The organism is candidate division WOR-3 bacterium (assembly GCA_039801245.1).
Lineage (GTDB): Bacteria > Hydrothermota > Tepidihabitantia > Tepidihabitantales > Tepidihabitantaceae > JAOABP01.
The window spans coordinates 37329-62915 of the sequence record JBDRUF010000002.1; the positions used below are offsets into that span (position 1 = coordinate 37329).

Annotated in this window: 20 protein-coding genes and 1 tRNA gene; 13 read left to right on the forward strand and 8 right to left on the reverse strand. The window is 51.0% G+C overall.

Annotated elements, in window-relative coordinates:
* Nucleotides 1–860, forward strand: an 860-nt coding sequence (rny, locus tag ABIK47_00620) for a ribonuclease Y (protein MEO0019130.1), incomplete at its 5' end; no start/stop codon positions are given.
* Nucleotides 850–1668, forward strand: a complete 819-nt coding sequence (locus ABIK47_00625; protein ID MEO0019131.1) for a TIGR00282 family metallophosphoesterase — start codon at nucleotides 850–852, stop codon at nucleotides 1666–1668. The genes rny and ABIK47_00625, both read left to right, overlap by 11 nt.
* On the opposite strand, the gene uvrA is transcribed toward ABIK47_00625, so the two are convergent.
* The 4 genes from uvrA to ftcD form a co-directional block, all read right to left on the reverse strand.
* Nucleotides 1661–4498 (reverse strand): excinuclease ABC subunit UvrA, encoded by a 2838-nt coding sequence (uvrA, locus tag ABIK47_00630; protein MEO0019132.1) that lies wholly within the window; start codon nucleotides 4496–4498, stop codon nucleotides 1661–1663. The two genes, ABIK47_00625 and uvrA, sit on opposite strands and share 8 nt — an antisense overlap.
* 308 nt (nucleotides 4499–4806) lie before the next feature.
* Nucleotides 4807–5424 (reverse strand): DUF4159 domain-containing protein, encoded by a 618-nt coding sequence (locus tag ABIK47_00635; GenBank protein MEO0019133.1) that lies wholly within the window; start codon nucleotides 5422–5424, stop codon nucleotides 4807–4809.
* Nucleotides 5424–6275 (reverse strand): PHP domain-containing protein, encoded by an 852-nt coding sequence (locus tag ABIK47_00640; protein ID MEO0019134.1) that lies wholly within the window; start codon nucleotides 6273–6275, stop codon nucleotides 5424–5426. Before ABIK47_00640 ends, ABIK47_00635 begins: the two co-directional genes overlap by 1 nt.
* A 27-nt stretch (nucleotides 6276–6302) precedes the next feature.
* On the reverse strand, nucleotides 6303–7817 hold the full coding sequence (gene ftcD / locus ABIK47_00645) for a glutamate formimidoyltransferase (GenBank protein MEO0019135.1): 1515 nt from the start codon (nucleotides 7815–7817) through the stop codon (nucleotides 6303–6305).
* 118 nt (nucleotides 7818–7935) lie between these two features.
* Here ftcD and ABIK47_00650 point away from each other — a divergent pair, with 118 nt between their 5' ends.
* From ABIK47_00650 to ABIK47_00690, 9 genes are all read left to right on the forward strand, one after another.
* Nucleotides 7936–8916: a tRNA 4-thiouridine(8) synthase ThiI gene (locus ABIK47_00650; protein MEO0019136.1), complete on the forward strand. Its 981-nt coding sequence runs from the start codon at nucleotides 7936–7938 to the stop codon at nucleotides 8914–8916.
* Between the two features lie 152 nt (nucleotides 8917–9068).
* Entirely contained in the window at nucleotides 9069–9674 is a 606-nt protein-coding gene (locus tag ABIK47_00655; GenBank protein MEO0019137.1) for a hypothetical protein, read from the forward strand.
* Between the two features lie 145 nt (nucleotides 9675–9819).
* Nucleotides 9820–10698: a carboxypeptidase-like regulatory domain-containing protein gene (locus tag ABIK47_00660; protein MEO0019138.1), complete on the forward strand. Its 879-nt coding sequence runs from the start codon at nucleotides 9820–9822 to the stop codon at nucleotides 10696–10698.
* Between the two features lie 101 nt (nucleotides 10699–10799).
* Nucleotides 10800–12068 carry a HAMP domain-containing sensor histidine kinase gene (locus ABIK47_00665; protein MEO0019139.1) on the forward strand — a complete coding sequence of 423 codons (1269 nt, stop codon included), beginning with the start codon at nucleotides 10800–10802 and terminating at the stop codon, nucleotides 12066–12068.
* Nucleotides 12065–13402 carry a sigma-54 dependent transcriptional regulator gene (locus ABIK47_00670; protein MEO0019140.1) on the forward strand — a complete coding sequence of 446 codons (1338 nt, stop codon included), beginning with the start codon at nucleotides 12065–12067 and terminating at the stop codon, nucleotides 13400–13402. Before ABIK47_00665 ends, ABIK47_00670 begins: the two co-directional genes overlap by 4 nt.
* Nucleotides 13403–13518: 116 nt before the next feature.
* A complete protein-coding gene (locus tag ABIK47_00675) occupies nucleotides 13519–14535 on the forward strand; it encodes a hypothetical protein (GenBank protein ID MEO0019141.1) in 1017 nt (338 codons plus the stop codon).
* Entirely contained in the window at nucleotides 14535–15761 is a 1227-nt protein-coding gene (locus tag ABIK47_00680; GenBank protein MEO0019142.1) for a hypothetical protein, read from the forward strand. The genes ABIK47_00675 and ABIK47_00680 overlap by 1 nt, the downstream gene beginning before the upstream one ends.
* Before the next feature lie 127 nt (nucleotides 15762–15888).
* Nucleotides 15889–16917 carry a class I SAM-dependent methyltransferase gene (locus ABIK47_00685; GenBank protein MEO0019143.1) on the forward strand — a complete coding sequence of 343 codons (1029 nt, stop codon included), beginning with the start codon at nucleotides 15889–15891 and terminating at the stop codon, nucleotides 16915–16917.
* Nucleotides 16914–18203: a hypothetical protein gene (locus ABIK47_00690; GenBank protein MEO0019144.1), complete on the forward strand. Its 1290-nt coding sequence runs from the start codon at nucleotides 16914–16916 to the stop codon at nucleotides 18201–18203. The genes ABIK47_00685 and ABIK47_00690 overlap by 4 nt, the downstream gene beginning before the upstream one ends.
* Before the next feature lie 6 nt (nucleotides 18204–18209).
* Here the strand turns inward: ABIK47_00690 and ABIK47_00695 are convergent, their stop codons facing one another.
* The 3 genes from ABIK47_00695 to ABIK47_00705 form a co-directional block, all read right to left on the reverse strand.
* On the reverse strand, nucleotides 18210–20156 hold the full coding sequence (locus ABIK47_00695; GenBank protein ID MEO0019145.1) for a right-handed parallel beta-helix repeat-containing protein: 1947 nt from the start codon (nucleotides 20154–20156) through the stop codon (nucleotides 18210–18212).
* Nucleotides 20150–20953 (reverse strand): hypothetical protein, encoded by an 804-nt coding sequence (locus tag ABIK47_00700; GenBank protein MEO0019146.1) that lies wholly within the window; start codon nucleotides 20951–20953, stop codon nucleotides 20150–20152. The genes ABIK47_00695 and ABIK47_00700 overlap by 7 nt, the downstream gene beginning before the upstream one ends.
* A 4-nt stretch (nucleotides 20954–20957) precedes the next feature.
* Nucleotides 20958–21033 (reverse strand) — tRNA-Asp (locus ABIK47_00705).
* A gap of 284 nt (nucleotides 21034–21317) precedes the next feature.
* Here ABIK47_00705 and ABIK47_00710 point away from each other — a divergent pair.
* Both ABIK47_00710 and ABIK47_00715 read left to right on the forward strand, forming a co-directional pair.
* A complete protein-coding gene (locus ABIK47_00710) occupies nucleotides 21318–21863 on the forward strand; it encodes an HDIG domain-containing metalloprotein (GenBank protein ID MEO0019147.1) in 546 nt (181 codons plus the stop codon).
* Between the two features lie 7 nt (nucleotides 21864–21870).
* A complete protein-coding gene (locus ABIK47_00715; protein MEO0019148.1) occupies nucleotides 21871–22743 on the forward strand; it encodes a glycine--tRNA ligase subunit alpha in 873 nt (290 codons plus the stop codon).
* Between the two features lie 142 nt (nucleotides 22744–22885).
* Here ABIK47_00715 and clpB read toward each other — a convergent pair whose 3' ends face one another.
* Entirely contained in the window at nucleotides 22886–25432 is a 2547-nt protein-coding gene (clpB, locus tag ABIK47_00720) for an ATP-dependent chaperone ClpB (protein MEO0019149.1), read from the reverse strand.
* Between the last annotated feature and the right edge of the window lie 155 nt (nucleotides 25433–25587).

The following is a 25587-nucleotide window of genomic DNA, read 5'->3' on the forward strand; positions in this document are numbered from 1 at the left end:
CATTTGAAACCCTCACCGGTGTTGAGGTTATGATTGACGACACACCCGGGGCGATCATCATCTCTGGTTTTGACCCGGTGCGCCGCGAGATTGCCCGGCTGGCAATGGAAAAACTTGTAACGGACGGGAGAATTCATCCAGCACGCATCGAAGAGGTTGTTACCCGCACGCAAGAGGAGATGGAGCAGCTGATTAAATCAACTGGTGAAGAGGTGATCTTGGAGATGGGCATCATCGGTCTCCATCCAGAGATGGTCAAACTCTTAGGAAGGTTGCGTTATCGAACCAGTTATGGGCAGAATGTCCTTCTTCATAGTCGGGAGGTTGCCTATCTCGCATCCCTGATGGCACAGGAACTCGAGCTTGATGCGGCAATTGCCCGGCGTGCGGGTCTTCTCCATGACATCGGTAAGGCAACTGACCAGACATTTGAAGGCACTCACGCAGAGATTGGCGCAGAACTTGCTCGGCGCTATGGAGAGCAAGAGGTCATAATCAACGCCATCGCCGCCCATCACGAGGAGGCAACAATGGATTCACCATATGCCTTTCTCGTTGCCGCGGCTGACAGCGTCTCTGGCGCCCGTCCTGGCGCAAGGCGTGAGAGTTTTGAGACCTACATCAAGAGAATTGAAAGTCTCGAGGCAATTGCTGCCTCCTTTGAAGGTGTTGAGCGGGCTTATGCGGTCCAGGCTGGGAGAGAGATTAGGGTGCTGGTTGAACCTAATAAAATCTCTGACCAGGAGGCATCAGAACTGGCTGCCAGGATTGCCAGCCAGATTGAATCCGAACTCAAATACCCTGGTCAAATCAAAGTGATGGTGATCCGTGAGACTCGGGCTGTGACCTATGCCCATTAAACGGGTTCTCTTTTTAGGCGATATCTGTGCCGAGCCTGGTCGCCATGCCTTGCGGTATTTATTGCCTAAACTCAAAGAGGGACTAAAGCCTGATTTTTGCATAGTGAATGGCGAAAATGCCGCTGGCGGTTTCGGTATCACCCCTCGCCTGGCTCAGGAAATATTCTCTGCCGGTGCTGATTGTATCACCACCGGTGATCACGCCTTTGACCGCAAGGAGGTATGGGAATACCTTGATACCGAACCCCGCATCTTAAGACCACTGAACTATCCACTGCCCGCGCCAGGCAGGGGCTGGGGAGTTTACCGATTACCTGGGGAAGAGAATCAAGAGGTTGTTATTGGCGTAATCAACCTTTTGGGCAGGGTGTTTATGAAGCCAATTGATTGCCCATTTCAGCGCGTACAATCACTACTTGAAGAACTGAATAAAACCACCCGTCTTATCATCGTTGACTTTCATGCTGAGGCAACCGCAGAAAAGCAAGGGATGGGTTGGTTTCTCGACGGGAAGGTTTCCGCAATTTTGGGTACCCACACCCATATCCAGACTGCGGACGAAAGGATTTTGCCTCGAGGCAGCGCTTATATTACCGATGTCGGAATGTGCGGTGCGTTTGACTCAGTTTTGGGGATGAGAAAGGACCTTTCTATCCGCCGGCTGGTGGAGATGGTGCCAATTCGGCTCCAGCCCGCCACTGAGGACATTAGAATCAACGGGGTTGTTGTCGACATCGATACGGAAACGGGTGCCGCTCTGCGGATAGAGAGAATATGCCAGAACCTTGGTGGGAATGGCGTTATTTAGAGTCCCGCCGCAATAAGGGTTTTAAGAACTTGCCCGTCCAGGAGTTAGGACAACGCGCAACCTCTTCTGGGGGACCAGCACAAACCACCTCACCACCTCCATCACCACCTTCGGGACCAAGGTCAATAATCCAGTCTGCACATTTTATCACCTCAAGGTTGTGCTCAATCACCACCACAGTATTTCTTTTGTCAACCAAGCGGTTAAGCACACCCAGAAGAAGCCGCACATCCTCAAAATGGAGACCGGTTGTTGGTTCGTCAAGGAGATAAATGGTTTTGCCTGTGCCAATCTTGGCAAGTTCACGTGCCAGTTTAATTCGCTGTGCCTCGCCCCCTGAGAGGGTTGGGGCGGGCTGACCTAACTTGATATAACCTAAGCCGACATCCTTTAAAAGTCGCAGCTTTCTCTCAATCGCCGGTACATTGGTGAAAAAGTCGTAAGCCTCATCGACACTCATCTCCAGGACCTCACTGATTGTCTTTCCCTTGTATTTGACATCAAGGGTCTCACGGTTGTAGCGTTTTCCCTTGCAGACATCGCAGGTGACATAGACATCAGGGAGAAAGTGCATCTCCACGCGAATGATACCATCACCCGCGCACGCCTCACACCTGCCCCCGCGCACATTAAATGAAAACCTACCGGGCTTATACCCACGCATCCGCGCCTCTTTGGTTTTGGCAAAGAGTTCGCGAATCGGCGTAAAGGCATTGGTATAGGTTGCGGGATTTGACCTCGGCGTCCTCCCGATAGGAGACTGGTCAATATTGATGACCTTATCAATCATTTCCAACCCGATGATGCGGCGATGTGCGCCCGGTTTTTCGAGTGAGCCGTAGAAATGGCGCGCCAGCGCCCGGTAGAGAATGTCGTTCACGAGGGTGCTTTTGCCCGAGCCAGATACACCAGTGATGCAGACAAACAAACCTAAGGGAATTTTGACATCAATCCCTTTGAGGTTGTTCTCCCGGCACCCTTCGATGGTCAAATAACCAAATTGTGGCTTGCGCCGTTCTGCCGGCAAATCAATCATTTTTCTTTTAGCAAGATAGGCACCGGTAAGTGAATCCGGGCAGGCTTTGATATCAGCCGGCGTACCCTGGGCTACAACCCTGCCGCCATCAGCACCCGCACCAGGACCCAAGTCAATCACCCAGTCCGCCTCAAGAATTGTCTCCTCATCATGCTCAACCACTATGACGGTATTGCCCAAATCACGCAGACCCTTAAGGGTTGCCAAGAGCTTGCGGTTGTCCCTCTGGTGCAAGCCAATTGAAGGTTCATCAAGGATGTAGACCACACCTACAAGACCAGAACCAATCTGAGTCGCCAGCCGCACCCGTTGCGCCTCTCCTCCCCCTAAACTTTCGGTTGTCCGGTCAAGGGTGAGGTAGTCAAGCCCAACCGCACGCATAAAACCGAGGCGCCGGCGCAGTTCTTTGATGACCTCGCGGGCGATTGCCTCCTCCTTTGGACTCAACTGTAACTCGTTGAAAAAATTCAGCGCCTCCTTTACCGAAAAGCGGCAGACATCAGCGATAGAGAGTCCGGCAATCTTGACCGCCAGCGCCTCGGGTTTGAGCCTTGTCCCCGAGCATTTGGGGCAGGGCAGGACCGACATAAACCTTTCCACCCATTCCCGGCGCGAGTCGGATTCGGTTTCCTTATATGTGCGCTCAAGATAGGGGATCAGCCCTTCATAGCGGTCCTCCCAGGAGTATTCCCATTTATCATTTTCATATTTGAACTGCAACTCCTCTTCGGTTCCATACAGGATTGCCCTGCGTGCAGGTGCAGGCAAATCCTTCCAAGGGGTGTCCAGCCGAAAGCGGTATTTTCTGCTCAGACTCTCTAACTTCCCTAAAAACCAGCCGCTTTTCTCCCTGACCTCGCCCCAGGGTGCAATCGCACCATCAAGGATAGAAAGGCTGGGGTTAGCAATCAGCCGGTCAGGGTCAATCTCCATCCTTGTTCCCAAACCATGGCATTTTGGGCAGGCGCCATAGGGTGAATTAAAGGAAAAAAGCCTTGGTGAAATCTCTTCAAAGGAAAAGCCGCAATCCGGACAGGCAAATGCCGCCGAGAAGACCATCTCCTCATTCTTTGCCCCACCCAAAGCAACAATACAAAGTCCATTACCCTCCTTCAGCGCCAGTTCCACCGAATCCGCAATCCTTTTGCGCATCTCCTCCTTGATGCTGAGCCGGTCTATCACCAGTTCAATATTGTGCTTTTTATATTTCTCTAATAGCGGTACTTCTTCAATCTCGTAAATCTTGCCGTCAACCCTGACACGGATATAGCCCCGGCGCTTTGCCTGTGAAAGGAGTTCGCGATACTCCCCCTTTCTCCCCCGGATCAAAGGGGCAAGAATCACGATGTTTGTCCCTGCAGGGATAGAAAGCAAGTTGTCAACAATCTGGTCAGTGGTCTGAGAGCTTATCGGCTTGTTGCACTTCGGACAGAAGGGCTTGCCAATCCGGGCAAATAAGAGCCGGAGATAGTCATAGATTTCGGTGGTGGTGCCGACCGTTGAACGCGGATTGCGCGCGCTTGTCCGTTGCTCAATCGCAATCGCGGGTGAAAGCCCGGTAATCTGGTCGCAGTCCGGCTTTTCCAGCATCCCCAAAAACTGCCGGGCATAGGTGGACAAAGACTCAATATACCGGCGCTGACCCTCAGCGTAAATCGTATCAAACGCCAATGAGGATTTGCCTGAACCGGAGATACCGGTAATCACCACCAGTTTATTCCTCGGGATATCAAGGTTGATATTCTTGAGGTTGTGCTCTCTTGCCCCGCGAATTGCTATTACATCACCTGCCATTGGAAAGATAATTATAGGCGATTGCCTTCGGGGGTCAAGAGCGCAAGGATTGGAGAACTTAGATTAGGACCAAATTGAGCGGGGGATTATTACCCTGCAAAGGTTGTTTTCCGTTAAGTATCGTTATTACGAGACTTAAAACAAAATGGCGGGAGAGAAATGTGTAGTTATATATACACTTAGGATTTGACCTTTTCTGTGCCACCAAGGGCTCGGACCGCTTTGGCAATGAGTTGGATACAGCCCTGCTCCTTACTGCACATAGGGAAAATCTAATGAATAAATCTGTCAATTCCTGCAGAAAATATTCAGCGGGTAAGAAAATAGACGATGATGTTGATGCCCATTCTGATTGCCTCCTCCCGCTTTTCCGGCGGGTCGTTGTAGCGGTCGGTCCAGCCGTCAGAGATGTTGGAGTTATAGGTGTAAAAAACAGCCATCCTGCCACCAATAAAAATCCCATAACCTTTGGGCGGACCTTCGTAATGCTCGTGAATCTTCGGCAGACCCTGAGGAAAGTGATAAAAGGAGTGATAAATTGGATGGTCAATTGGCAGTTCAACCAGTTCCGCATTGGGAAACACCTTTTTCATCTCCCGGCGAAAGGATTCATCCATTCCATAGTCATCATCCGCATAAAGAAAGCCACCCCGCTCAAGAAAACCGCGCAACCGGCGCACCTCCTCATCTGAGAAACTGATATTGCCATGACCGGTCATAAAAAGAAAAGGATAGTTGTAAAGTTTTTCATCCAAAAGGCTCACCTGCGCCTCATCGGTCAAAGCGGTGATGTTTGTCCGTTTATTTAACTCCTTGCAGAGGTTGGGAATTATTTCTGGGTCGTTGTACCAGTCTCCGCCGCCAGAATACTTCAGCCGGGCAATCTGAAACTGTGCGAGTAGGGAAAAAGCCAACAAAAGCGGCATCATCCTTGCCTTGCCTTTCGTTTGAGTGCGGCAAGGTACTGATAGGGCAACCTGATATCGCCGAGATAGACCCTGCCGAACTTCCTGCCACCATGGCAATCACTGCCACCGGTGACAAGTAACCGGTTCTTTTCTGCCATCTCCAGGTAATGGTCAACCTGGCGCTGGTTGTGTTCTGGATGCCAGACCTCTATCCCGTCAACACCGGCGGCAATCACCGTGTAGAGCAGACCGTCGTTGCCATAGGTGGCAGGATGGGCGATAACCGCTATTCCACCGGCGCGGTGAATAAAATCCACTGCTGCCAGTGGTGTCAGGCGCATCTTGGGAAAGTAAGCCGGACCGTCATAGCCGATGTAGCGCTCAAAAGCCTCGCCGATGTTCTGGACCGCCCCTACCTCAACCAGGGCCTGAGCGATGTGCGGTCTGCCAATCGCGCCCGCGCCTGCCAGTTCCTTGACCCGTGCGGTGCTCACCTGCCACCGACCTCCACTCAACTCGTTCAGTTTCGCCACCATCTGTTCTGCCCGTTTTAGGCGGCTGGCGCGCACCCGGGCAAAGAAATTCAACACCTCCTCATCGTAATAATCAATATAATAACCAAGGATATGGACATCGGTGCCATTGACATAGCAACTCATCTCCACGCCGGGCACAACCTCAATCCCCGCCTTCTTGCCCTCTCCCTTTGCCCGCTCAATACCATCAACCGAATCATGGTCGGTGATGGCAATCGCACTAATCCCCTTGCGTTTTGCCTCCATAACCACCTGTTCAGGCGTAAAGAGCCCATCAGAAAACAGGGTGTGGATGTGCAGGTCCACCTCAGCGGTGTTTGGGCGACTTTTCATTTCCCCTGGAATTTTATTAATAACGCCCTATCCCATCCTCGTGGTTACAATCCTGAGATATTCCTCAACCAGTCCTGCCATTTCTGCGGAGAGTTCATCAACCATCTCCCGCTTCTCCTGAACAAACTGATTATCCTTGATGCCGCCGAGGTTGATTAAGACATTCAGCCGCGCCCCTTTGAAGGCGGCGTCAAGGTTTAGCGTTGCCACACCGGCATCACTGATTGAACTCTTGTTGCCAAACTCCACCACCGGCTTGCACAACCTCAATGTGTCCAGTGCCAGTTCCATTGTTCGAAAGGGAACCTCTGCCGCCTTTTTCAGCGCCTCGCTTATTGCCCTTTCCCTTTCCTGCCGCTCCATTTCGGTCATCTTTGGCAGTTTGTAAGCCGCCATCACCTCCTTGAACGAACTGGCATCCTCGTCCATCAGGCTGAGAAAGCGCTCCCGTCTTGGAATCAGTTTTTCCTTGACCGCCTTCAACTCCTCTTCAAACTCCTCATAGCCCTTCTTGCCGATAGTCAGGTTTGCCACCATCGTCATCAGGGCGGTGCCAATTGCGCCGTTCAGTGCCGCGGCACTTCCTCCACCTGGAACCGGGGCAGCAGAGGCGAGTTCGTTGAGAAAGTCGGGTAGCCCCTGCGCCGGCATAAGCCGGTTCTCAAGAATCTGCTCCTTCTTGAAGCCGTTCAACTGGAGATAGAACTGGGCGCAGTCAATCAGCGCCGCCTGGGGCACCAAGCCAACAATCTCCGATTCCACCACTCCCACACCATAGCGCTGCGCCTCCCTTTTCACCGTTTCGAAAACCCGATAAAGTGGTGTCTTCGTGTAGTCGGTCATATTGATCGAGACCTGGGCGCAGTTTTTCTCCTTAAGTTCAAAGCCCAGCGCCTTCACATACCTGAACCCACCACTCCTGAACCTGATTGCCTTGGCAATCTTTTCCGCAATCTTCACATCCGGTGTGGACAGGTTGATGTTATAGGCGATCAAGGGCGCACGCACCCCAACAACCGTAGCACCGGCAGTGGGATGGAGTTCAGGTCTGCCAAAATCTGGTGCCCGGTCAGGGTCGGTCTTAATCGCCTCACGCAAACCCTCAAACTCCCCTTTACGGATGTTCGCCAGGTCCTGACGGTCAGGTCTGGTTGCTGCCAGTTCATAGAGATAAACCGGGATGGAAAGTTCGTCGGCAATTCTCTTTCCCAACCTCTTGGCAAGTTCAATGCATTCTGCCTGGGTTACCCCAGAGATGGGTACAAAAGGCACCACATCGGTGGCGCCGATGCGGGGATGCTCACCCTGATGCTTGGTCAGGTCAATAAGTTCGGCAGCGGTCCTGGTGGCACGAAATGCCGCCTCCAGAACCGCCTCGGGCTCACCCACAAAACTTATTACCGCCCGGTTGTGGTCAGGGTTCATCTCCTGGTCCAAAAGGGTAACGCCGGTAACCGACCTGATGGCACCAACGATGCGCTCAATTACCTCAGGTCTTCTGCCTTCACTGAAATTGGGAACACATTCAACAATTCTTCTCATTTTGACTCCTTATCTTCTTATTTTTTATCATAACCGCGAGTTCACAACTGTCAACCTTGCATTTTCTGAGCCAATTGGGCAGAGTTGCCTTATCGGTATCAGGTTTTAAAATAGAGATATGCCAAAGGCGGTGTGTATGTTTTCCGGGGGCCTGGACTCAATCCTTGCCTGCCGGCTCATCCTTGAGCAGAAGGTTGATGTTATTGCACTCCACTTTCTTAACCCCTTTCACCCGTTTCCCAAGTCTTCTGCTCGTTACCCTGTGCGTAAGGCAGCAGAGCAATTGGGCATTCCGCTTAAAATCATACCCTTGCGGGAGGAGTACATCCAGATGGTGAAAAAGCCAAAATATGGCTATGGCGCGGGTATGAACCCCTGCGTTGACTGCCGCATCTTTACCTTGAAGTTGGCAAAAAGGTTTATGGAACAGGTTGATGCCGACTTTGTCTTTTCTGGCGAGGTTTTGGGTCAGCGTCCATTGTCCCAAAATCTGCAGGCAATGAAACTGATAGAAAAAATTTCCGGGCTTGAAGGCAGGCTTTTGCGCCCGCTTTCTGCCCGGCTGCTTGAGCCGACCTTGCCGGAAACAGAGGGTGTGATTGATAGGGAAAAGCTGCTTTCTTTTCAAGGAAGATCAAGGAAACCGCAGATTGCCCTTGTTGAAAAATATGGCATCAGGGACTATCCCAATCCTGCTGGTGGCTGCCTTTTAACCGATAAGACATTTTCTCAAAGGCTTAAGGAGGCGTTCGGGCATAATGAGGAAACGGTCAGGGATATAAAGATACTGCGCATTGGGAGACATTTCCGGCTGCCTTCTGGTAAGAAGGCTGTTGTTGGCAGGAATGAGAGGGAGAATCGGGCTCTTTATAACCTCGCTACAAAGGATGATGCAATTTTAGAGCCGGTTGATGTTGCCGGACCGTTGGTCTTGGTGATAAAATCCGATGCCATTGATGATATTGAAACCGCAGCCCGGCTTTGTGCCCGCTACTCTGATGGCAAACACCTGGGACAGGTGCAAATTCGGTGTGATGACCGCACCTTTAATGTTGCCCCTCTTGAAGAGGAGAAAATCAGAAAAATCCGAATTGACTGAACTTTTTTCCGAATAAGTCGGAATTATCCATAAAAACAAACAAATTCCTGTTGGTTAAGGTTGTGTTAGCAATTATATTTTCGCAACTTAGCAAGAATCTGATACCACCGGGGGAGTGACCCCGGGGGTAAATATATAATCTCTTATCGCCAATGATGTTAAAGTTAGATATTGCTAAGAGTTATGAATTTGGCTATAATTTGGTTGTGAAAGCGGTTCAGTTCAGTGTTGTGGCTTTTCCGAAACTTGAACGGGAGGTTGATTTTCTGCGCCTGCGCGAACGATTTGCACCGCAAGTTGCTCAACTTGAACCACATATTCAATTGGTTCAGCCCTGGGTGCCAGCAGAGTTGGGGGAGGTGATGGCGGTAATTGAGTTTATCAGTCAGGCAAGAAGGGCGCTTCACCCCCTCGCAATTGCGGCTGAAAACTGGCAGGAGTCAGGCGAATTTCTGATTGGCGAGATTACCAAAGGTCAGGATGAGCTCATCTCCTTGCGCAAAAATATTCTCGGTGCAGAACCGGCATCCTTACTTATCCCTGAGTTAGGTGCTGCCCCGCATCTCACCCTTTTCCGCATCACCGGGAAAAATGAGCGGGCACAGGCGATTGTTGAGGCGAACCGGATTGGCAGGACACTCGGGGTTGTTGATGCCTTGATTCTGATTCGCACCCTGCCGGATGGGATGTGGCAAATGGTGGCAAAATTTCCCTTTGGCATCGCCAGGGTTGACTTTTACGAGCGCCTTGTAACCTAAACCGTTCAAAAGTTACCATTTCTGGACATTTCTGTTCAAAAGCTTGGACTGTGCCAATATTTTAAGTTTCAGAAAAACAATCAATTAGCAATTTGGCACAATCGTTGCTTGTTTATAAGGCAATGAAAAACAAAGGAGGACAAAAATGAAAAAGTTAGCAGCGCTCTTTGCAATAGGAGCCTTAACCGGGCTTCTCCTTGCCGGAACAGGCGGTATTACCGGCAGGGTAACAGACCTTATAACAGGTAATCCGATAGCCAATGCGGTTGTTGTTGCCTGTTCAGACAGCACCCCTATGGGTCGAGCCCAGACAAACGAAGATGGGGTATATCTAATTGAAGGGCTTGAGCCAGGAGGATATCAGGTAATCGCCCGCAAACAGGGGTATGTTCCTGCCCATTATCCAACCAAGGTTATTGTTCAGGAGGGGCAAATCACCACCGGCATTGACCTGCGCCTCAGGCAGATTCAACCCCAGACCGGTGCAATCAGTGGCAGGGTCACAGACAAATTAACCGGTGAGCCGATTCACGGTGCGGTGGTTTATGTTCACGGTGCCAATGGCAGACACCGGATGCGTACTGACCGACAGGGGTATTACATCATTCGCGGTCTGCGTCCGGGCAGGTATCAGGTCAGCGCCAAGGCAAGGCGTTATTTCCCCGAAACATATCCTGAACCGGTAGAGGTGCGCAGGCATGAGGTTACTGAAAACATCAACTTCGCGCTTCAGCCCAAGCCGCGGAAAGGTGGCATCATCGGTCAGGTGGTTGATGCTCAGACCGGCTATCCGATTGCGGGTGTCTTGGTCATCGCACGCGGGGAGCAGGGTGAGGGACAGGCAAGAACCGATGGACGCGGTTTTTACCGGATTGGAGGTTTGAACCCAGGCGTTTATGAAGTCTCGGCATTCAAACCGAAGTATCAACCTCAAACCTATCCGGAATTGGTGCCGGTTCGGCCTGGTTCAGCAACCCGGGGAATTGACTTCCGCCTGGAACCGCTTCAGCGGAAAGTTGATTAGCCCGTTGTTTGACCTCCTTGCCCTCCGGCAAGACCCTGCCGGAGGGCTTTTTAACAAAAATTTGTTGACCTCCTGCAGTTATAGTGTAAATTAGAGTGAAGGTGAGCAGGTTTACGGTTTATTCTATCGTACTCGCTGTGCTGGTGATAGTCATTTTCAACATCCATTCCTGGTTGGTTATTTCAAAAACCAAGGCGGCGCTTGAAGCCGAAATGGGCAACCGGCTTGAAGGTTTGGCTCTGACTATTGCCACTCAGTTAACAGGCAGAGAAGATTATCAGGATATTTTACCCATTTTCACCGAAACGATAAGTCAGGCTGAACTTTTAAACATCTTTCTTGTTGACGAAAGCCTGCGCTTTATTGTCAATGCGCGTGCGCCTGAGAGTAAAGGGGAAACCAGCCCGATGCTGGAACTTGATGAATCTGAAATTCTCTCCGCATTCAGCGGTCTCATCACCCCGACCCGGCTCTACGCTGCCGGACCTTATTATCTCAAGACCGTTTATGCGCCGGTCTACAACCGGGAGGGAATTGTCAGTGCGGTGCTTGGTGTTGAGGCAGATGCCCGTTTCTTCAAGACCATCGCCAATTACAGCCGCTCGCTCTTCTTTATCAATCTCTTAAGTTTGCTTGCCCTGTCCGCAATTGTGTTTGCCGGTGTAAGTCTCAGCCGGCGCGCGCTGAGGATGGAAAAGATAGCTTCCCAGACCGCCACCTTTGCCCTGCTGGGGGAGATGGCAGCAGCACTTGCACACGATTTGCGCAACCCACTGGCAACAATCCTCGCAGCAACCGAGCGAATCCAGATTCGCTATGACGCTCAAAATGACCAGACATTTGATTGCATCAAAGAGGAGCTCAGCAGGCTCAACCGCACCCTCGCCAATTATCTCAATATCGGAACAGGTAAAGCCGAGGAAATGGAAGAGGTTGACATCACCGAGATGTTCGACACTATCCTTGATACTCTGAAAACAGAAATCAGGCAAAACGACATTCAGGTCGAAAATCACCTCCGGGAGTTACCGAAAATAAAAGGCTCGCCCATCCAGTTGCGGCAGGTGTTTATCAATATCCTCCTCAATGCGATTCAGGCGCAGCCTAATGGCGGGCTGATTCGCATCAGCGCCCAAACTGAGCCGGGGTCAAAACCGCGCTGGCTGACAATTCAAATTACCGACCACGGTCCTGGCATCCCGCACCGGCATCTCAACCGGGTGTTTGAACCTTTCTTTACCACCAAGGATAAGGGGAGCGGATTAGGACTTTTTATTGTCAAAAGGCTGGTAGAGATGCATCAAGGCAAGGTAAAGATAATTAGCGATGAGCAAAAGGGAACAACGGTGGAGGTAAAACTGCCGGTATGAGAATACTCTTGGTTGATGATGAAGCCCGCTTCTGTCAATTAACCGCCGAAAATTTAAAAGCGGCGGGGTATGATGTTGATAATCTTACCGACGGCAACGAGGCACTCCAACGCCTGAAAAGAGGTAGTTATGATGTGGTGATTACTGACCTGAAGATGGTACCGGTGGATGGAATGGCAATTCTTGCTGCTGCCAAGGAATCAAACCCTGAAACCGAGGTGGTGATGATAACTGGCTATGGCACAATTGCGCTTGCTGTTGAGGCGATGCGTCAAGGTGCATTTGACTTCATCACCAAGCCGGTATCTTTGAACCATCTCCTTGCCGTTCTGAAAAAAATCGCTCTGCTCCATCAGACAAGAAAGGAAAATCTGCTGTTAAGACAGGAACTGAAGACCACCAGCAGGTTTGCCGAACTGGTTGGTGAAAGTCAGGCATTGAACCAGGTGCGCAACCTTGTCAACAAGGTTGCGCCCAGTGATGCCACCATTCTCATTACCGGGGAAAGCGGCACCGGGAAAGAACTCGTCGCCCGAATGATTCATCGCGCCAGCCCCCGCGGCCAGAAGCCTTTTGTCGTAATGCACGCTGCTGCCCTGCCCGAAACCCTGCTTGAGTCTGAACTTTTCGGCTATGAAAAAGGGGCCTTCACCGGTGCCACGAGCACCAAGCCCGGTCGCCTTGAGCAGGCACAAGGGGGCACCCTTTTTCTCGATGAGATTGGTGAGATCCCAGGTCAGTTCCAGATAAAACTTCTGCGCTTCCTTCAAGATAAAACCTTTGTCCGGTTGGGGGGAAATCAAACTATAACCGTAGACACCAGAATCATTGCCGCCACCAACCGCAACCTGATTGAAGAGGTGCGACAAGGTAAATTTCGCGAGGACCTTTATTATCGGCTGGCGGTATTCCCGATTCAGATGCCACCACTGCGTGAACATAAGGAGGATATCCCTGCATTATGTGATCACATCCTGAGTCGGCTCGGGTATAACCGCGGCCTGTCAGATGAGGTTATTGAGGTTCTTCAAGCATATGATTGGCCCGGCAATGTCAGGGAACTGGAAAATGTCCTCGAACGTGCTTTGATCCTATCAGGAGGAGAAGAAATCAAGCCTACACACATCCAGTTTCCTGAGCCAGCAAAGTTAATCCCCAATGCCGAGCCAGGAAAACTGGGCTCTCTTGAGGAACAGGAAAGGATAATGGTCTTAGAGGCGCTTAAGAGGACAGGTGGCAATAAATCAAAGGCAGCAAAAATACTGGGCATCACCAGAAGAATGTTATATACGAAAATCGCCAAGTATGGAATCAAAGATGTTGGCGAAAGGTGAGCATTTTAAGCCGCTATTGTTCTTTCAGGTGCATATTTCTAATTGTCATATTTCCTTCAGCTTTCGTATCTATGTACTTTATTTATCTGGCACATTATTTGCATAATAAGAGGATGATGAAGCAGGTGTTATTTATAATTTTACTCTTTGCCGGATTCCTATTAGCCCAAAACCAGGAGCGGGTCCGCCAAGAACTTGAGAAAACTGACGAACTGATCAAACAGGCAAAAGAGGTTGTTGAAACAGTAAACAACCCTGATGCGCAGGCGGTTTTGAATCAGGCGGTTGAGATTCAGAATTCCGCCTGGGATGGTTACAGGAGAAGGCGCTTTCGGTGGGCATACAGCCGGACACTGGCAGCAAGGCAAAAGGCAAGGGAGGCAACGGAGATGGTTAGGAACGCCCCAGAGCGGATTAGGGCTGAAATTCGTCGCACCGCTGAGGTGATGAATGAAGCAACACCAAGAATAATTAGAGCAAATGAACCCCGGGCGTTAGAGTTGTTAAAAATGGCTCAGAAGGAACAGTCTGCAGCCCAAGGTTATCTGCATCAGCGTCGGTTTAGGCTGGCCTTGCGATTTACTTTTGCTGCCCGCAACCACCTCTATGAGGCACTAACCAGGGCTAAGCGATTGACCGCACCTGAGTTGGTAAAAGAGGAGATTGACCGAACCCAGGGTTTAATTGCGAAAATCCAGGAGGAAATTCAGGAGAGTCATAATCTGCGCGCTCAGGAAATGTTTGCCAAAGCGGGTGAGTGGCAGGTTAAGGCGCAGAACAGATTCCGGCTCAGGCTTTTTGCTCAGGCGCTCAAATTTACCCTTGCGAGCCGCGACCTGATGTTCCGCGCCCGCGAGATAATGACAAGTGAAATTGATGCCACCCTGGTACAACTGGCATTGGATGAAACCGATCATCTCCTTGCCAGCTGGTCAGAGAAGATATTAGCAGAAGGTGAATCAGAAGCGATGCGACTGCTCCAAGAGGCGAAAAAACATCAGAATACTGGCAGGGAACTTTTTGCTGCAGACAGCCTTGATAAGGCGCTCTTGGAGACAACGCAGGCACGCCGATTGCTAAACCGGGCGATTGAACTGCTTCATATTGAAGAACCCGCTTCTGAGCGGGAGTGATGCGGCTCATATTAATAGTCATAGGTCTATTGATCAGAAACGACGCCGGTATCGGTGGCGACTATTCAACCCAGCGCTATACTATTACCGATACAATCACTAAGGACACAACTTCTCCTGGTGCCGAACTACGAACTTTCTGGACTATTTACCTGAATAACGATAAACCCGCACGAAACCTTCAGAGCGAGAACGCCATCTCAATCTCTAATGTGTCCATTCACGACCGATTCCATTTCGGCTTCAGCACCGAACTCAATCCCAAAATCCGCTTGCAGGCAACAGCCGATGGCGAACTGCGCTATTATCACCACTACCTTCCACTTTTGGGCGATACGCTTCAGCGTAACTCCTACTTCAACAACAACCTGAAACTGGGAGTTGGCTCCCGTTTTTTAAACAATCTCACCGTAACCATCCAGGAAAATATCGAGCTTCACCACTATCTCTCTTCAGATACTTTTACCTATAACTACTTTATCAATCGGGCAGGAGTTATTGCCAATCTCAATATCGGTGAGTTGTCACTCATTACATTAAACTACAACTATAACCGCCTCTGGGCGCAAAACCAATCAGAACAAAATTATGCTGAAAACAAATTTAACCTTGATTGGGATAACTATTTAGGCACCGACTTGCACCTCACATTTTCTGATTACTTCACTCGGCGCAGTTACGCCAACAGGTTACGCAGCTACTGGGAGGTAGAACCACAGTTCTCTTGCAACTGGGATTTCAGCCCGCAAATCGGATTGAAGGTTGACGAAAATCTGCGTCTGACCTGGTTTGATGAAACCACCGCTGTCTATCAGAATCAGGCAGAAAACAGAATCGGACTGGGGTTAGAATTCAGACCCGGTTCTATTTTGACATTCTCCCTAGGACCACAATTTGATGTCTCCCGTTCATTAGCCCATCCTACCGACCAAGACTACCGGGAACTTGCCTTGTATTTGGGAGCCGACCTGTTCAAATCCGACTGGGTCTGGTTATCTATTGAAGACCGTTTTGGTGAGCGCCGGTATCTATTCTCCGATTCCGGTTTTCAGTCCGATTACCGGTTTAATGAGTTTAGCCTTTTTGGTAACTGGAAAATCATTCCTACCAGCCGTGGTGGATTCAACTTGGAGGTGATGGTAAGTATCGCCCCAGAGTGGCACCAAGAGGCGATCGACAATCTTGCCGCCACCTATTGTCTGTTGGAACTAAAATACTCTTGGTGAGCTATCATCCATCCCCGAATTTTCTCTAAGCGCTGATTTTATCATAATCTAAGTAGTTAGGTGCTAATTTTATTGCGGGAGGGGCTATTGTATTGACTTTAACTAAAATGGGGTTATTATAATAACTATGCCTAAAATATACACTGAAATTGAAAATCTTATTATCACGGAGGTTAAACCCACCGAGTCCAATAGCGCCGAGCAGACCTACGAAAGGCTCGAAAGGGTTGCCGGGAATCTCCCTGTGATTGATGTCCCCCAAGATTTAAGCCTTGAAACACACTTTGTTGAAGAGGCACAGATTTGTGATTTCCGCGCCCATCTCGCCGGTTGCAAGGAGATACTTGATGTTGGGTGCGGTGATGGCTGGCCACTCCTGCGCCTGGCGCCCTTTTTTGAATCTGTTACCGGGATTGACGCTTCTGGCCGACGCGTTGCCACCTCTCTTGCCAATGCTGAACGCTTGGGGATTAAAAACATCCGGGTATTACAGATGTCAGCAACTGCTTTGGATTTTGCTGATGATTCGTTTGATGCTGTGGTCAGCGCCTTCGGCGTTGAGCAGTGTCCAGACCCTTATCAGGCTTTACGGGAGGTATTCAGGGTCTTAAAGCCCGGAGGAAAGTTACGCCTGGTATTCGAGGCCTACGAGACTGCTGGCCGGGTTGTTACCGAGCAGGTGTTTTTAACCGAAAATGAGGAAAGCCTGGGGTATCACTATGTCCTTAGGCATCAGCGCCCTCCTTGGGAGCGAAACTATTTGGTAAAGTTTACCCCGACACCAGAGATAAAGGAGGAGTTTCGCCGGCTAAAGGATTTGATTGCCCGGCTCGGTTCTGTACCGACCCAGGTACCAGAAATTGGAAAGGATTTTCTTGAGAAGAACCTTGGCTATGTGAAGGGTGGCAGTTGGTATGAACTTGAGCATTTCACCAGCACCGCTATGAAAGAGACGCTGGAGGAGATCGGGTTTGTTGATGTCGAGATAATATACTATGCCGGCACATTTGCCCGGAAGCTTTGGGGAGAGATTAAGGACGAGGGGATGTCAGCAACCCAGTTGAAAGCCGTCTGCCGGGGTCTGGCTGAATTGGCAAAAGAGATGCAAGCGCCTGCGGGTTCAGGTGAGCCGGTAAAGGCGATTAAGCCAAAATGAAAATAAAGGAAAGGGGTTTTGCGGTTGGCGGCATTATCCTCAGTTTGTTGCCGCTGTTTTTTCTTTCGTGTCAATCAAAGCCGCAAGGTGAACCGATTGGCACTACTTATCTCGAGCTGGCTAAAGCCGAGGTTTGGAGGGTACCAGCCAACAGTCAGGCCCAGGTTGTCGGTCTGACAGGCGGGGATTTAATTGTTTCATATAATGATGAGGTTGTGCAGACATTCCAAGATTTGCTTGAGATTGAGAAAAGGAGCTTCGGACATGCTGAGAAGGTGAGGCTGGGGGTCTTGCGCAACGGTCAGGAGTTGGTGATGGAATCCGAGCCCCTCCCGCTTGGCTTTATTCCTAACTCCGAGCGTTTTTCTGCAAGTCTGGCTAAGGCGTTGGAGGATATTTTGAAACATTTTGGTCTCCCCAGTTACTACGACTGGCTTGCAGCAATCACCGGCGAGTCTTTTGGACTGACAGTGCGGGATGAGGACTGCTTCTCCTGGGGAACCGGTGGCAGGTCCATTGAGTTCCTCCCCAATATTTCTAACCTAACAGGTCTCTCCTTCGAACCACTCTATCAGCACCCTCCAGGAGAATCTTTAAGAAATCACGAAGGAATCGATGCTGTCAAATCGGCACTGATAGCGGCGAAAGGGGTCGGATTCCCAGTAGTTGTTGTCTACGGGAAATGGGATACCAAAAGAGCAAAATGGGGAATTGCTACCAGGGTTGATACAATGGGAATAACGCCTCGGGTTTATGGTTATACTGTCGGCGCGGGGAGCGAACAGCCGCTCATCGGTGAAATCGTCGCTGCATATAAGGTAAGGTTTCGGGGTGGCTGTTCCTTGGAACCTGTGGGACTTGTGAAGGCTGTTCTCACACAGGGGCTGGAACTGGGTCTATCAGCCAGAGACACCGGCTGGCATTCCGGGTTAGAGGCGTATGACATTCTAATAAAAAGCCTCAGCCAATTTCCGGTGTGTCCCCAAGGAACTGATACCGCCAGTGAATGTTTCTATGACCTGCTCTGGAAACTCATCGCCAGTAAGGAGAGCGCCAATCAATTCTTTGATGATATGAAGATGGCGCTGCCCGAAAAGGCTGTTCTTTTTGATGAGGTGATGGCGAGGAACCGGGCGGTTATCGCCCGGCTTGAAGGGATTGCCGGTAGGGGGTTGAGGTTGAACTCCGTGACTAACCAGGAGAAGATAGCCGAGGTTTTAACGGGTATTGCCGAGATTGAAAACGAGATTTTAGGCTTGTATGAGGAGATACTCGCCGAACTATAATCTCCCTCAGGGACCCTCCTCGTAAATATCTTCTTCTCCATAATGATGAAGAAAATTATAATATCTCAGTGTATCCGGGTCCAGTGGGCTGTAAAAAAGGGCGATGCAGTATTTGGGCGTATAGGCGATTTCGTTGTGGATTATTTTGGGTGCGCTCTGGCGGACAACAACCTCACCGCGGGCACCTGCACCACCGGCATAAAGTATCTGGCAGCGCTCTAAGATGGTGCCGCTGCGGGTGAATGCACCAAAATCTATTCCCTGCCAGAAACCGGCTGAATCAACCTCCCCGGTGAAAACAATTGAATCCGGGATTCCTTGGGCAATTAGCCTTCCCGGTTCCTTATCGCCAACCCTTATTCCCGCATTGCGGCTGAAGAGCAGTTTTAAACCCGACCCAATATAGAGGCTGGGCGCAAATTGTGAGCCCACTTCAATGATGCCGGTTATCTTATACGGCACACCGTGATTGCCCCAGGAGGCGTCCTGAATGACGGTGTCGCCCGAAACAAGGATGTAATTGTCTTGGTTAAAAACAAACCGATTGCCCTGACCGATCGTCCCCACATGACGTGCTTGAATGTGTAAGGGATAGCGGGCACAGGCGGTGATGAGATTGTGGTCAAACTGTCCGAACCCTGTTCCTAATGAGTAAATCCCGGCGCTGGCACTGTTTTGGACCTTGGTGCCCTCCATCTTCACGGGCGCATACACCAGTATCGCGGCTACGCCATTTCTGCCTGCACCGTCAATCAGACAGTTCTTTAATAAGGTCTGCTCGGCAATGGTGTTATTCCAGAACTCAATCCCTTGCCAATAGTCACCTCCGATCCCGGCAAAGACAATCTGACCATAGGTGCCATCAGCAGTAAGTGCACCCGGTTTTCCTACGCCCACCCTGAGTTTTGCCGAATCGGCAAATTTCAGGGTGCACTCCGGTGCGATGGTGAGTTTCGGTAAGGAATCACCGGCAACCGTAACCGTCGCACTCACATAATAAGGAATACCATGGTTGTGATATGTCTGCGAACGACCAACTGTGCCCCCTGTTATTTGAACAAAGTCAAAACCGTTCCCGCGCAACCTATTCCCCGAACCAAGTGTGCCCGCCGCCTCAGCATCCAACACAATCGGGAAGCCCCTGCAGCCGGTAATGACATTGTTGGCAAAACCGGTAAAACCTCCACCCTGACAAAGAACCCCGGAACCGGCACTTGTCGTTATTGAGCAGCCCTCAACCGCAATCCAGGCGTTATTGAGCATAAGGGTGGCGCCGTCTTTGCCACCATTTTCAAACAGGCAGTTGAGGAACCGGCATTTGGTTTTGTCGGTTTTGCTTAAAAATTTTATTCCGGACCAGGAGGATTCGGGCACCATGGGGCTGAAACGGATAAAGGCATTTGCCCCGCCTTCGGCCCTGATCGCACCTGAAGAAAAGTTGCCCACAGTAATTTTGACACCGGGTGCGATCAGCACCCTTGCCCCTGGCGCAATTGTCAATGTTGCCTCCACCTCCAAGTCACCAATAACATAATGCGGGTCTTTATCTTTTGTCCAGGTTTCATCCGCAGCAATTCTTCCCTGGTGGTAGGTCCCCGGAAGCGGCATCGTCACCACCGCAATCACCTCAGAACTGTCGCTGTTTCCTGCCCGGTCAAAAGCCAAAGCCTGGAGCCGATGAACCGTTCCTGCCTGATAGCCGCTCAGGTTCCACTCCCATTCAAAGATAGAGTCGTTGCCGGTGGAGTCGATGCCGCTTAGCGCTTCATCAACAAAAAATTGGACCAATGCTACTCCCCGGTTGTCGGTGGCATAGGCCTGCACCTTGACCAGGCTGGCAACAGTATCCCCATCCTGCGGAAATGATATTCTTACACGCGGGGCGATTTCATCTGGTCCTAAACAGGCGGCGATGATGAGAAACAGTATGGTTAAGAGCCTTAACCTTACCATCGCTTGCCAAGGGAGTGAAGGAGCCAGCCATCTTTGGTCTTTTTCAGGTAAATCTCTGTCCCTCTTGGTCGTGGCAAGACCCTTTTCCCGGCACTTGACCAGGGCTTGAGGTCGAGCGCCACCATGCCAATCGGACCGAACAGCCGCACCACCGCCACCTCAATATAAAAGTGAGCCCGGGGTGGTTGTGGATCTTTTTCAAACTCATCCTTTTTGCGCCAGGTGAAAAAGTGACCATCATCTGACCAAGGCTCGCCACCAAGCCCCCCTCCCGCAACCACCACCAGTGTCTCGGGGAGATTCACCCTCTTTGCCCGAATCCATTGCAAACCGTCCCGGGAGACAAAATACCTTAGCCCCAGTTTGGCAATCGCCCGCAGCGCCAGGGTATCGCTTGACCCGTATTCAAAGGAATGGTTTAAAATTTTTGAAATCCAGACCAGCTGCCAGCCCGAGTCGGTATAAAGCCAGCTCTGGTAAAGGTAATTGTAGTCATCTTCGCCCTGAAAGTAGATGTAGGTGGAGACATGCCCGCCCAGGCCGGTGATGTCAACCACCTTGTTGTTGACACTAAGGATCCGGCGCTCTTTCAGCCAGGCCTTCACCGCGGAGTCAAACTGGGCAAAGGGGTGCTCCCTGCGGAATTCGGGAACAAACAGGTTGTAGATTTCCCGGGTGTTGCCGTTGATCAATGCCGAACCGACATCCCTTGCCTTGAAGTCAAGTTGATACTGGAGTTTTGGTTCAACGGCAAAAACCAGCCCGAGAGCAAGAAGGGAAATTGCAATTACCTTCACCAAGCGGGCCCGACCAGATTTGAACTGGCGATCTTCGCCGTGACAGGGCGACGTGTTAAACCAGGCTACACTACGGGCCCAGTGTTTAATAATATAATCTTTACTACTTGCTGTCAAATACTAACTGGTTGATTTTTTCGGTTTATCGCCTAACAATAGGTTAACTCACACAATGGCAAATGCTTAACGGGTTGATTTCGCCTGGGTGCGGGTTAAAAGGGCTCGTCCCCTCCACCCTCCCGGTGGTGGGGAGGGTTTTAAATTGGCAGGGTTGGGCGCTTTTCCCAACCCATCCTGATGGGTGATGGCGCAATTGACACTCAAACAGTGCCCAATATAATTGTGGAAAAAATGGAGGCAAACCTTGGACCGTGAAACTGCCTGGAAACTTGTTAACAGTTCGGTAAAGAATCAGAATCTGATTAAGCATATGCTGGCAACCGAAGCCTGTCTGCGCGCCCTTGCCCGGCGACTGAATCAGGATGAGGAGAAATGGGGTCTTGCCGGACTCCTCCACGACCTTGACTATGAGCAGACCAAGGATGACCCGACAAGCCATGCACTGGTTGCTGCCCAGATTCTTGCCGGTCACAATGTTGATGAAGAGATCCTGCAGGCGATAAAAGCCCATTCGGGCAATGTGCCCGCGGTGTCGCTTCTGGACAAGGCGATTGTTGCAACCGACCCTGTTACCGGTTTGATTGTGGCGGCGGCGTTGATGCATCCGGAAAAGAGACTTGCCGGTGTTGATACCGAGTTTGTCCTGCGCCGGTTCAAGGATAAGCGCTTTGCCGCTGGTGCCAATCGCGAGCAGATTCAGCGGTGCTCGGAACTGGGCTTGTCTTTGGAGGAGTTTGTGACCATCTGTTTGCAGGCGATGCAGTGCATTGCCGGTCAACTGGGACTCTAAATCGGCTATGGCAGAAAAGCCGCTCTCGTTTCAGGAACTGATACTGCGCCTGCAAAAATACTGGGCTGACCAGGGCTGTGCCATCCTTTCACCCTATAACTCTGAGGTTGGTGCCGGCACCTTTAATCCGGCAACCTTTCTGCGGGTGCTTGATTCCAAGCCCTGGAATGTGGTCTACTGCGAACCTTCAAAAAGACCGCGGGACGGCAGGTATGCCCAGAACCCGCTGCGGGTGCAGCAGTTCTGGCAGTTGCAGGTGATTTTGAAGCCCGCGCCCGCAGATGTCCAGAACCGCTACCTCAAGAGCCTGGAGGCGGTTGGGATTGACCTGAAGAAAAATGACATCCGTTTTACCGAGGACGACTGGGAATCTCCAACCCTTGGTGCGTGGGGCTTGGGCTGGCAGGTGGAACTGAACGGAATTGAAATCACCCAGTTCACCTATTTTCAGCAGTGCGGCTCAATTGACTTGAAGGTGATTCCGGTGGAGTTGACCTATGGTCTGGAGCGGATTGCGATGTTCATTCAGGGCGTTGACTCGGTGTTTGCTGTTCGCTGGAACGAGGATTTGACTTGGGGTGATGTTTATCGCCAGAATGAGGAGGAGTTTTCCCGGTTCAATTTTGAGGAGGCGGATGTGGAACTTTTCCGGGTTTTGTTTGACCGGTTTGAGAGTGAGGCGCAAAGGCTGTTGAAATTGGGGCTGGTTTATCCGGGTTATGACTGTGTGATAAAATGTTCACATTTTTTCAATCTCCTTGAGGCGCGGGGTGCGATCAGCGTTTCCGAACGCCAGAATTATATTGCGCGGGTCAGGCGCCTTGCCCGGCTCGCAGCAACCACCTATCTGAAAAAGGTCGAGCCCCAAAGCGAAATCTAAGTTTTCCAGAACCCGAAATTAATATTGGCTGATTTTGTTTATAAAAATTGGCGTCGGGAGCAGGGAAACAAGGGGGTTTTGGTGGGTTGGGAAGGAGGGATACCTGCTCCCGACAAAATTTTAAAGTTCCCGATTGTCTGCCTTATTCGGGCATAAGAACAATCTCGTTCTCTATAACCTTTATTCTCACCCTTTGTGGTCGCTTCTCAAGAATCAACCTTGCCAGTTGATTCTCAATGCGACTCTGTATCACCCGTTTCAAGGGTCTTGCTCCAAATTCCGGGTCGTAGCCTTCCTGCGCAAGCATATCCTCTACGCCCGGTTCAATTATAACCTCAATGCCCTCTTCTGTCAACTGCTGCTTGAGGCGGTTCAGTTGCAAATCCACAATCTTTCTTATCTCTGCCTTGGTTAAGGGCTCAAACACCACAATCTCATCAATCCGGTTGAGGAATTCGGGCCGGAAGTGCCGGCGTAACAGCGCCATCAGTTCATCCCGGTCAAACCTGCCATCCCTTGCCATCTCGGTGCCGAGGTTTGAGGTCATAATCACCACCGTATTGCGGAAATCAACAACCCTGCCATGACCATCGGTGAGCCTGCCGTCATCAAGAATCTGCAAGAGGATGTTGAACACATCCGGATGCGCCTTTTCAATCTCATCAAGAAGGACAACCCGGTATGGTCTGCGCCTGACCGCCTCGGTCAACTGCCCGCCCTCCTCAAAACCGACATAGCCTGGGGGCGCGCCGATCAACCTTGAGACCGTGTGCTTTTCCATATACTCAGACATATCCAGGCGCACCATCGCCTCCTCGCTGTCAAACAAAACCTGTGCCAGGGTCTTTGCCAGTTCGGTCTTGCCCACCCCGGTTGGACCGAGGAAGATGAATGAACCAATCGGCTTTTTGCGCTCACCAATTCCTGCCCTTGCCCTTCTGATGGCATTGGCAACCGCGGCCACCGCCTTGTCCTGACCGACAATCCGCTTGTGAATCTCCTCCTCAAGCCTGAGCAGTTTCTCCCTTTCCGATTCAAGGAGGTTCTTTACCGGGATGCCGGTCCATTTGGCAACCACCTCGGCAATATCCTCTTCGGTAACCTCCTCGCGCAAAAGCCGGTGGCTTTTGTTTGACCTCTCCAGTTGGGCAAGCTCCTTTTTCAGTTGCACCAGTCTGCCGTACTCAAGTTCGGCTGCCCGATTAAGGTCATATTTGCGCTTTGCCAGTTCAATCTCGTGCTGCACCCGCTCAATCTCCTCCTTGAGTTGCCGGCGTTTTTCCATCTCCTTGCGTTCCGCCTCCCACTGCGCCTGCAGCCTTGCCTCATCCTCTTTCAGATTGGCAATCTCCTTTTCAATCTCCTCCAGGCGCTGTTTGGAGGCGTCATCAACCTCCCTTTTTAATGAGAGTTTCTCCATCTCCAGTTGCAGGATTTTGCGCTCGAGGTCATCAAGTTCCACCGGCTTGGAGGTAATCTCCATCTTCAGTTTTGCCGCCGCCTCGTCAACAAGGTCTATCGCCTTGTCCGGTAAAAACCTGTCCGAGATGTAGCGATTGGAAAGGACCGCAGCGGCAACAAGCGCGCTGTCCGCAATCCTTACCCCGTGATGAACCTCATAGCGCTCCTTGAGACCGCGGAGAATTGAGATGGTCTCTTCAACACTGGGCTGGTCAACAAAGACCGGCTGGAACCGGCGCTCCAACGCCTTGTCCTTTTCAATATACTCGCGGTACTCATCCAGCGTGGTGGCACCGATGCAGCGCAGCTCACCCCTTGCCAGCATCGGCTTTAACAGGTTGCCGGCGTCAATTGCACCCTCAGCCTTGCCCGCACCGACAATCAGGTGCAGTTCATCAATAAAGAGGATTATTCTGCCATCAGCTGCCGCCACCTCCTTTAAGACCGCCTTGAGCCGGCTCTCAAACTCGCCCCGATACTTGGTGCCGGCAATGAGTGCGCCCAAGTCAAGGGCAATCAGGCGCCTTTCCTTCAAACTTTCCGGCACATCACCCTTGACAATCCTCTGCGCCAGACCCTCAACAATTGCGGTCTTGCCCACACCCGCCTCACCGATCAGCACCGGGTTGTTCTTTGTCCGGCGCGAGAGCACCTGCATCACCCGCCGAATCTCGTCATCCCTGCCAATCACCGGGTCAAGTTTTCCCTCGCGTGCGAGCCGGGTAAGGTCCCTGCCAAACTTTTCCAAAGGCTGATACCGGTCTTCAGCAGAACGGTCGGTTACCCTTTGGTTTCCGCGCAGCTCCTTCAAGGTGGCAAGGACCCGGTTTCTCTCAACGCCAAAGGTTCTGAAAACCCGCGCAACCGCCCCATCCTTCAGGTTTAAAAGACCGAGGAGGAGATGCTCGGTGGAGACAAACTCATCCTTGAACCGCTTCGCCTCATCCTCGGCAGCGGTTAAGACCTGCTGCGCCCTTGAGGAGAGATAAATCTGCCCTGAGCCGGCAACCTTTGGTCGGTCCTTCAGCGCCACCTCAATATGCTCGCGGATGTGCTCAGGTCGGGCACCAACCCGGGAAATAATCTCTGGGACAAGACCATCCTCCTGGTCCAAAAGGGCAAGGAGGATGTGCTCGGCGTCCAGTTCGGGATGGGAATACCTTTGCGCCAGAGACTGCGCCTCAAAAAGGGCAGCCTGTGCCTTTTCAGTAAACCTCTCAATATTCATATTTTGACCTCTCTATATATTAGACTCCCTTTCCCCCCTCCTGATGCGGTTTTCCCTTTGTCGGCAGGGGTAATTTTTGCCAATTTTATCATTGCTGGCTAAAGCCTTGATTTCCCTTCCAGCTTACCTATTTGGAAAAAGGTTAAATCCTCTAT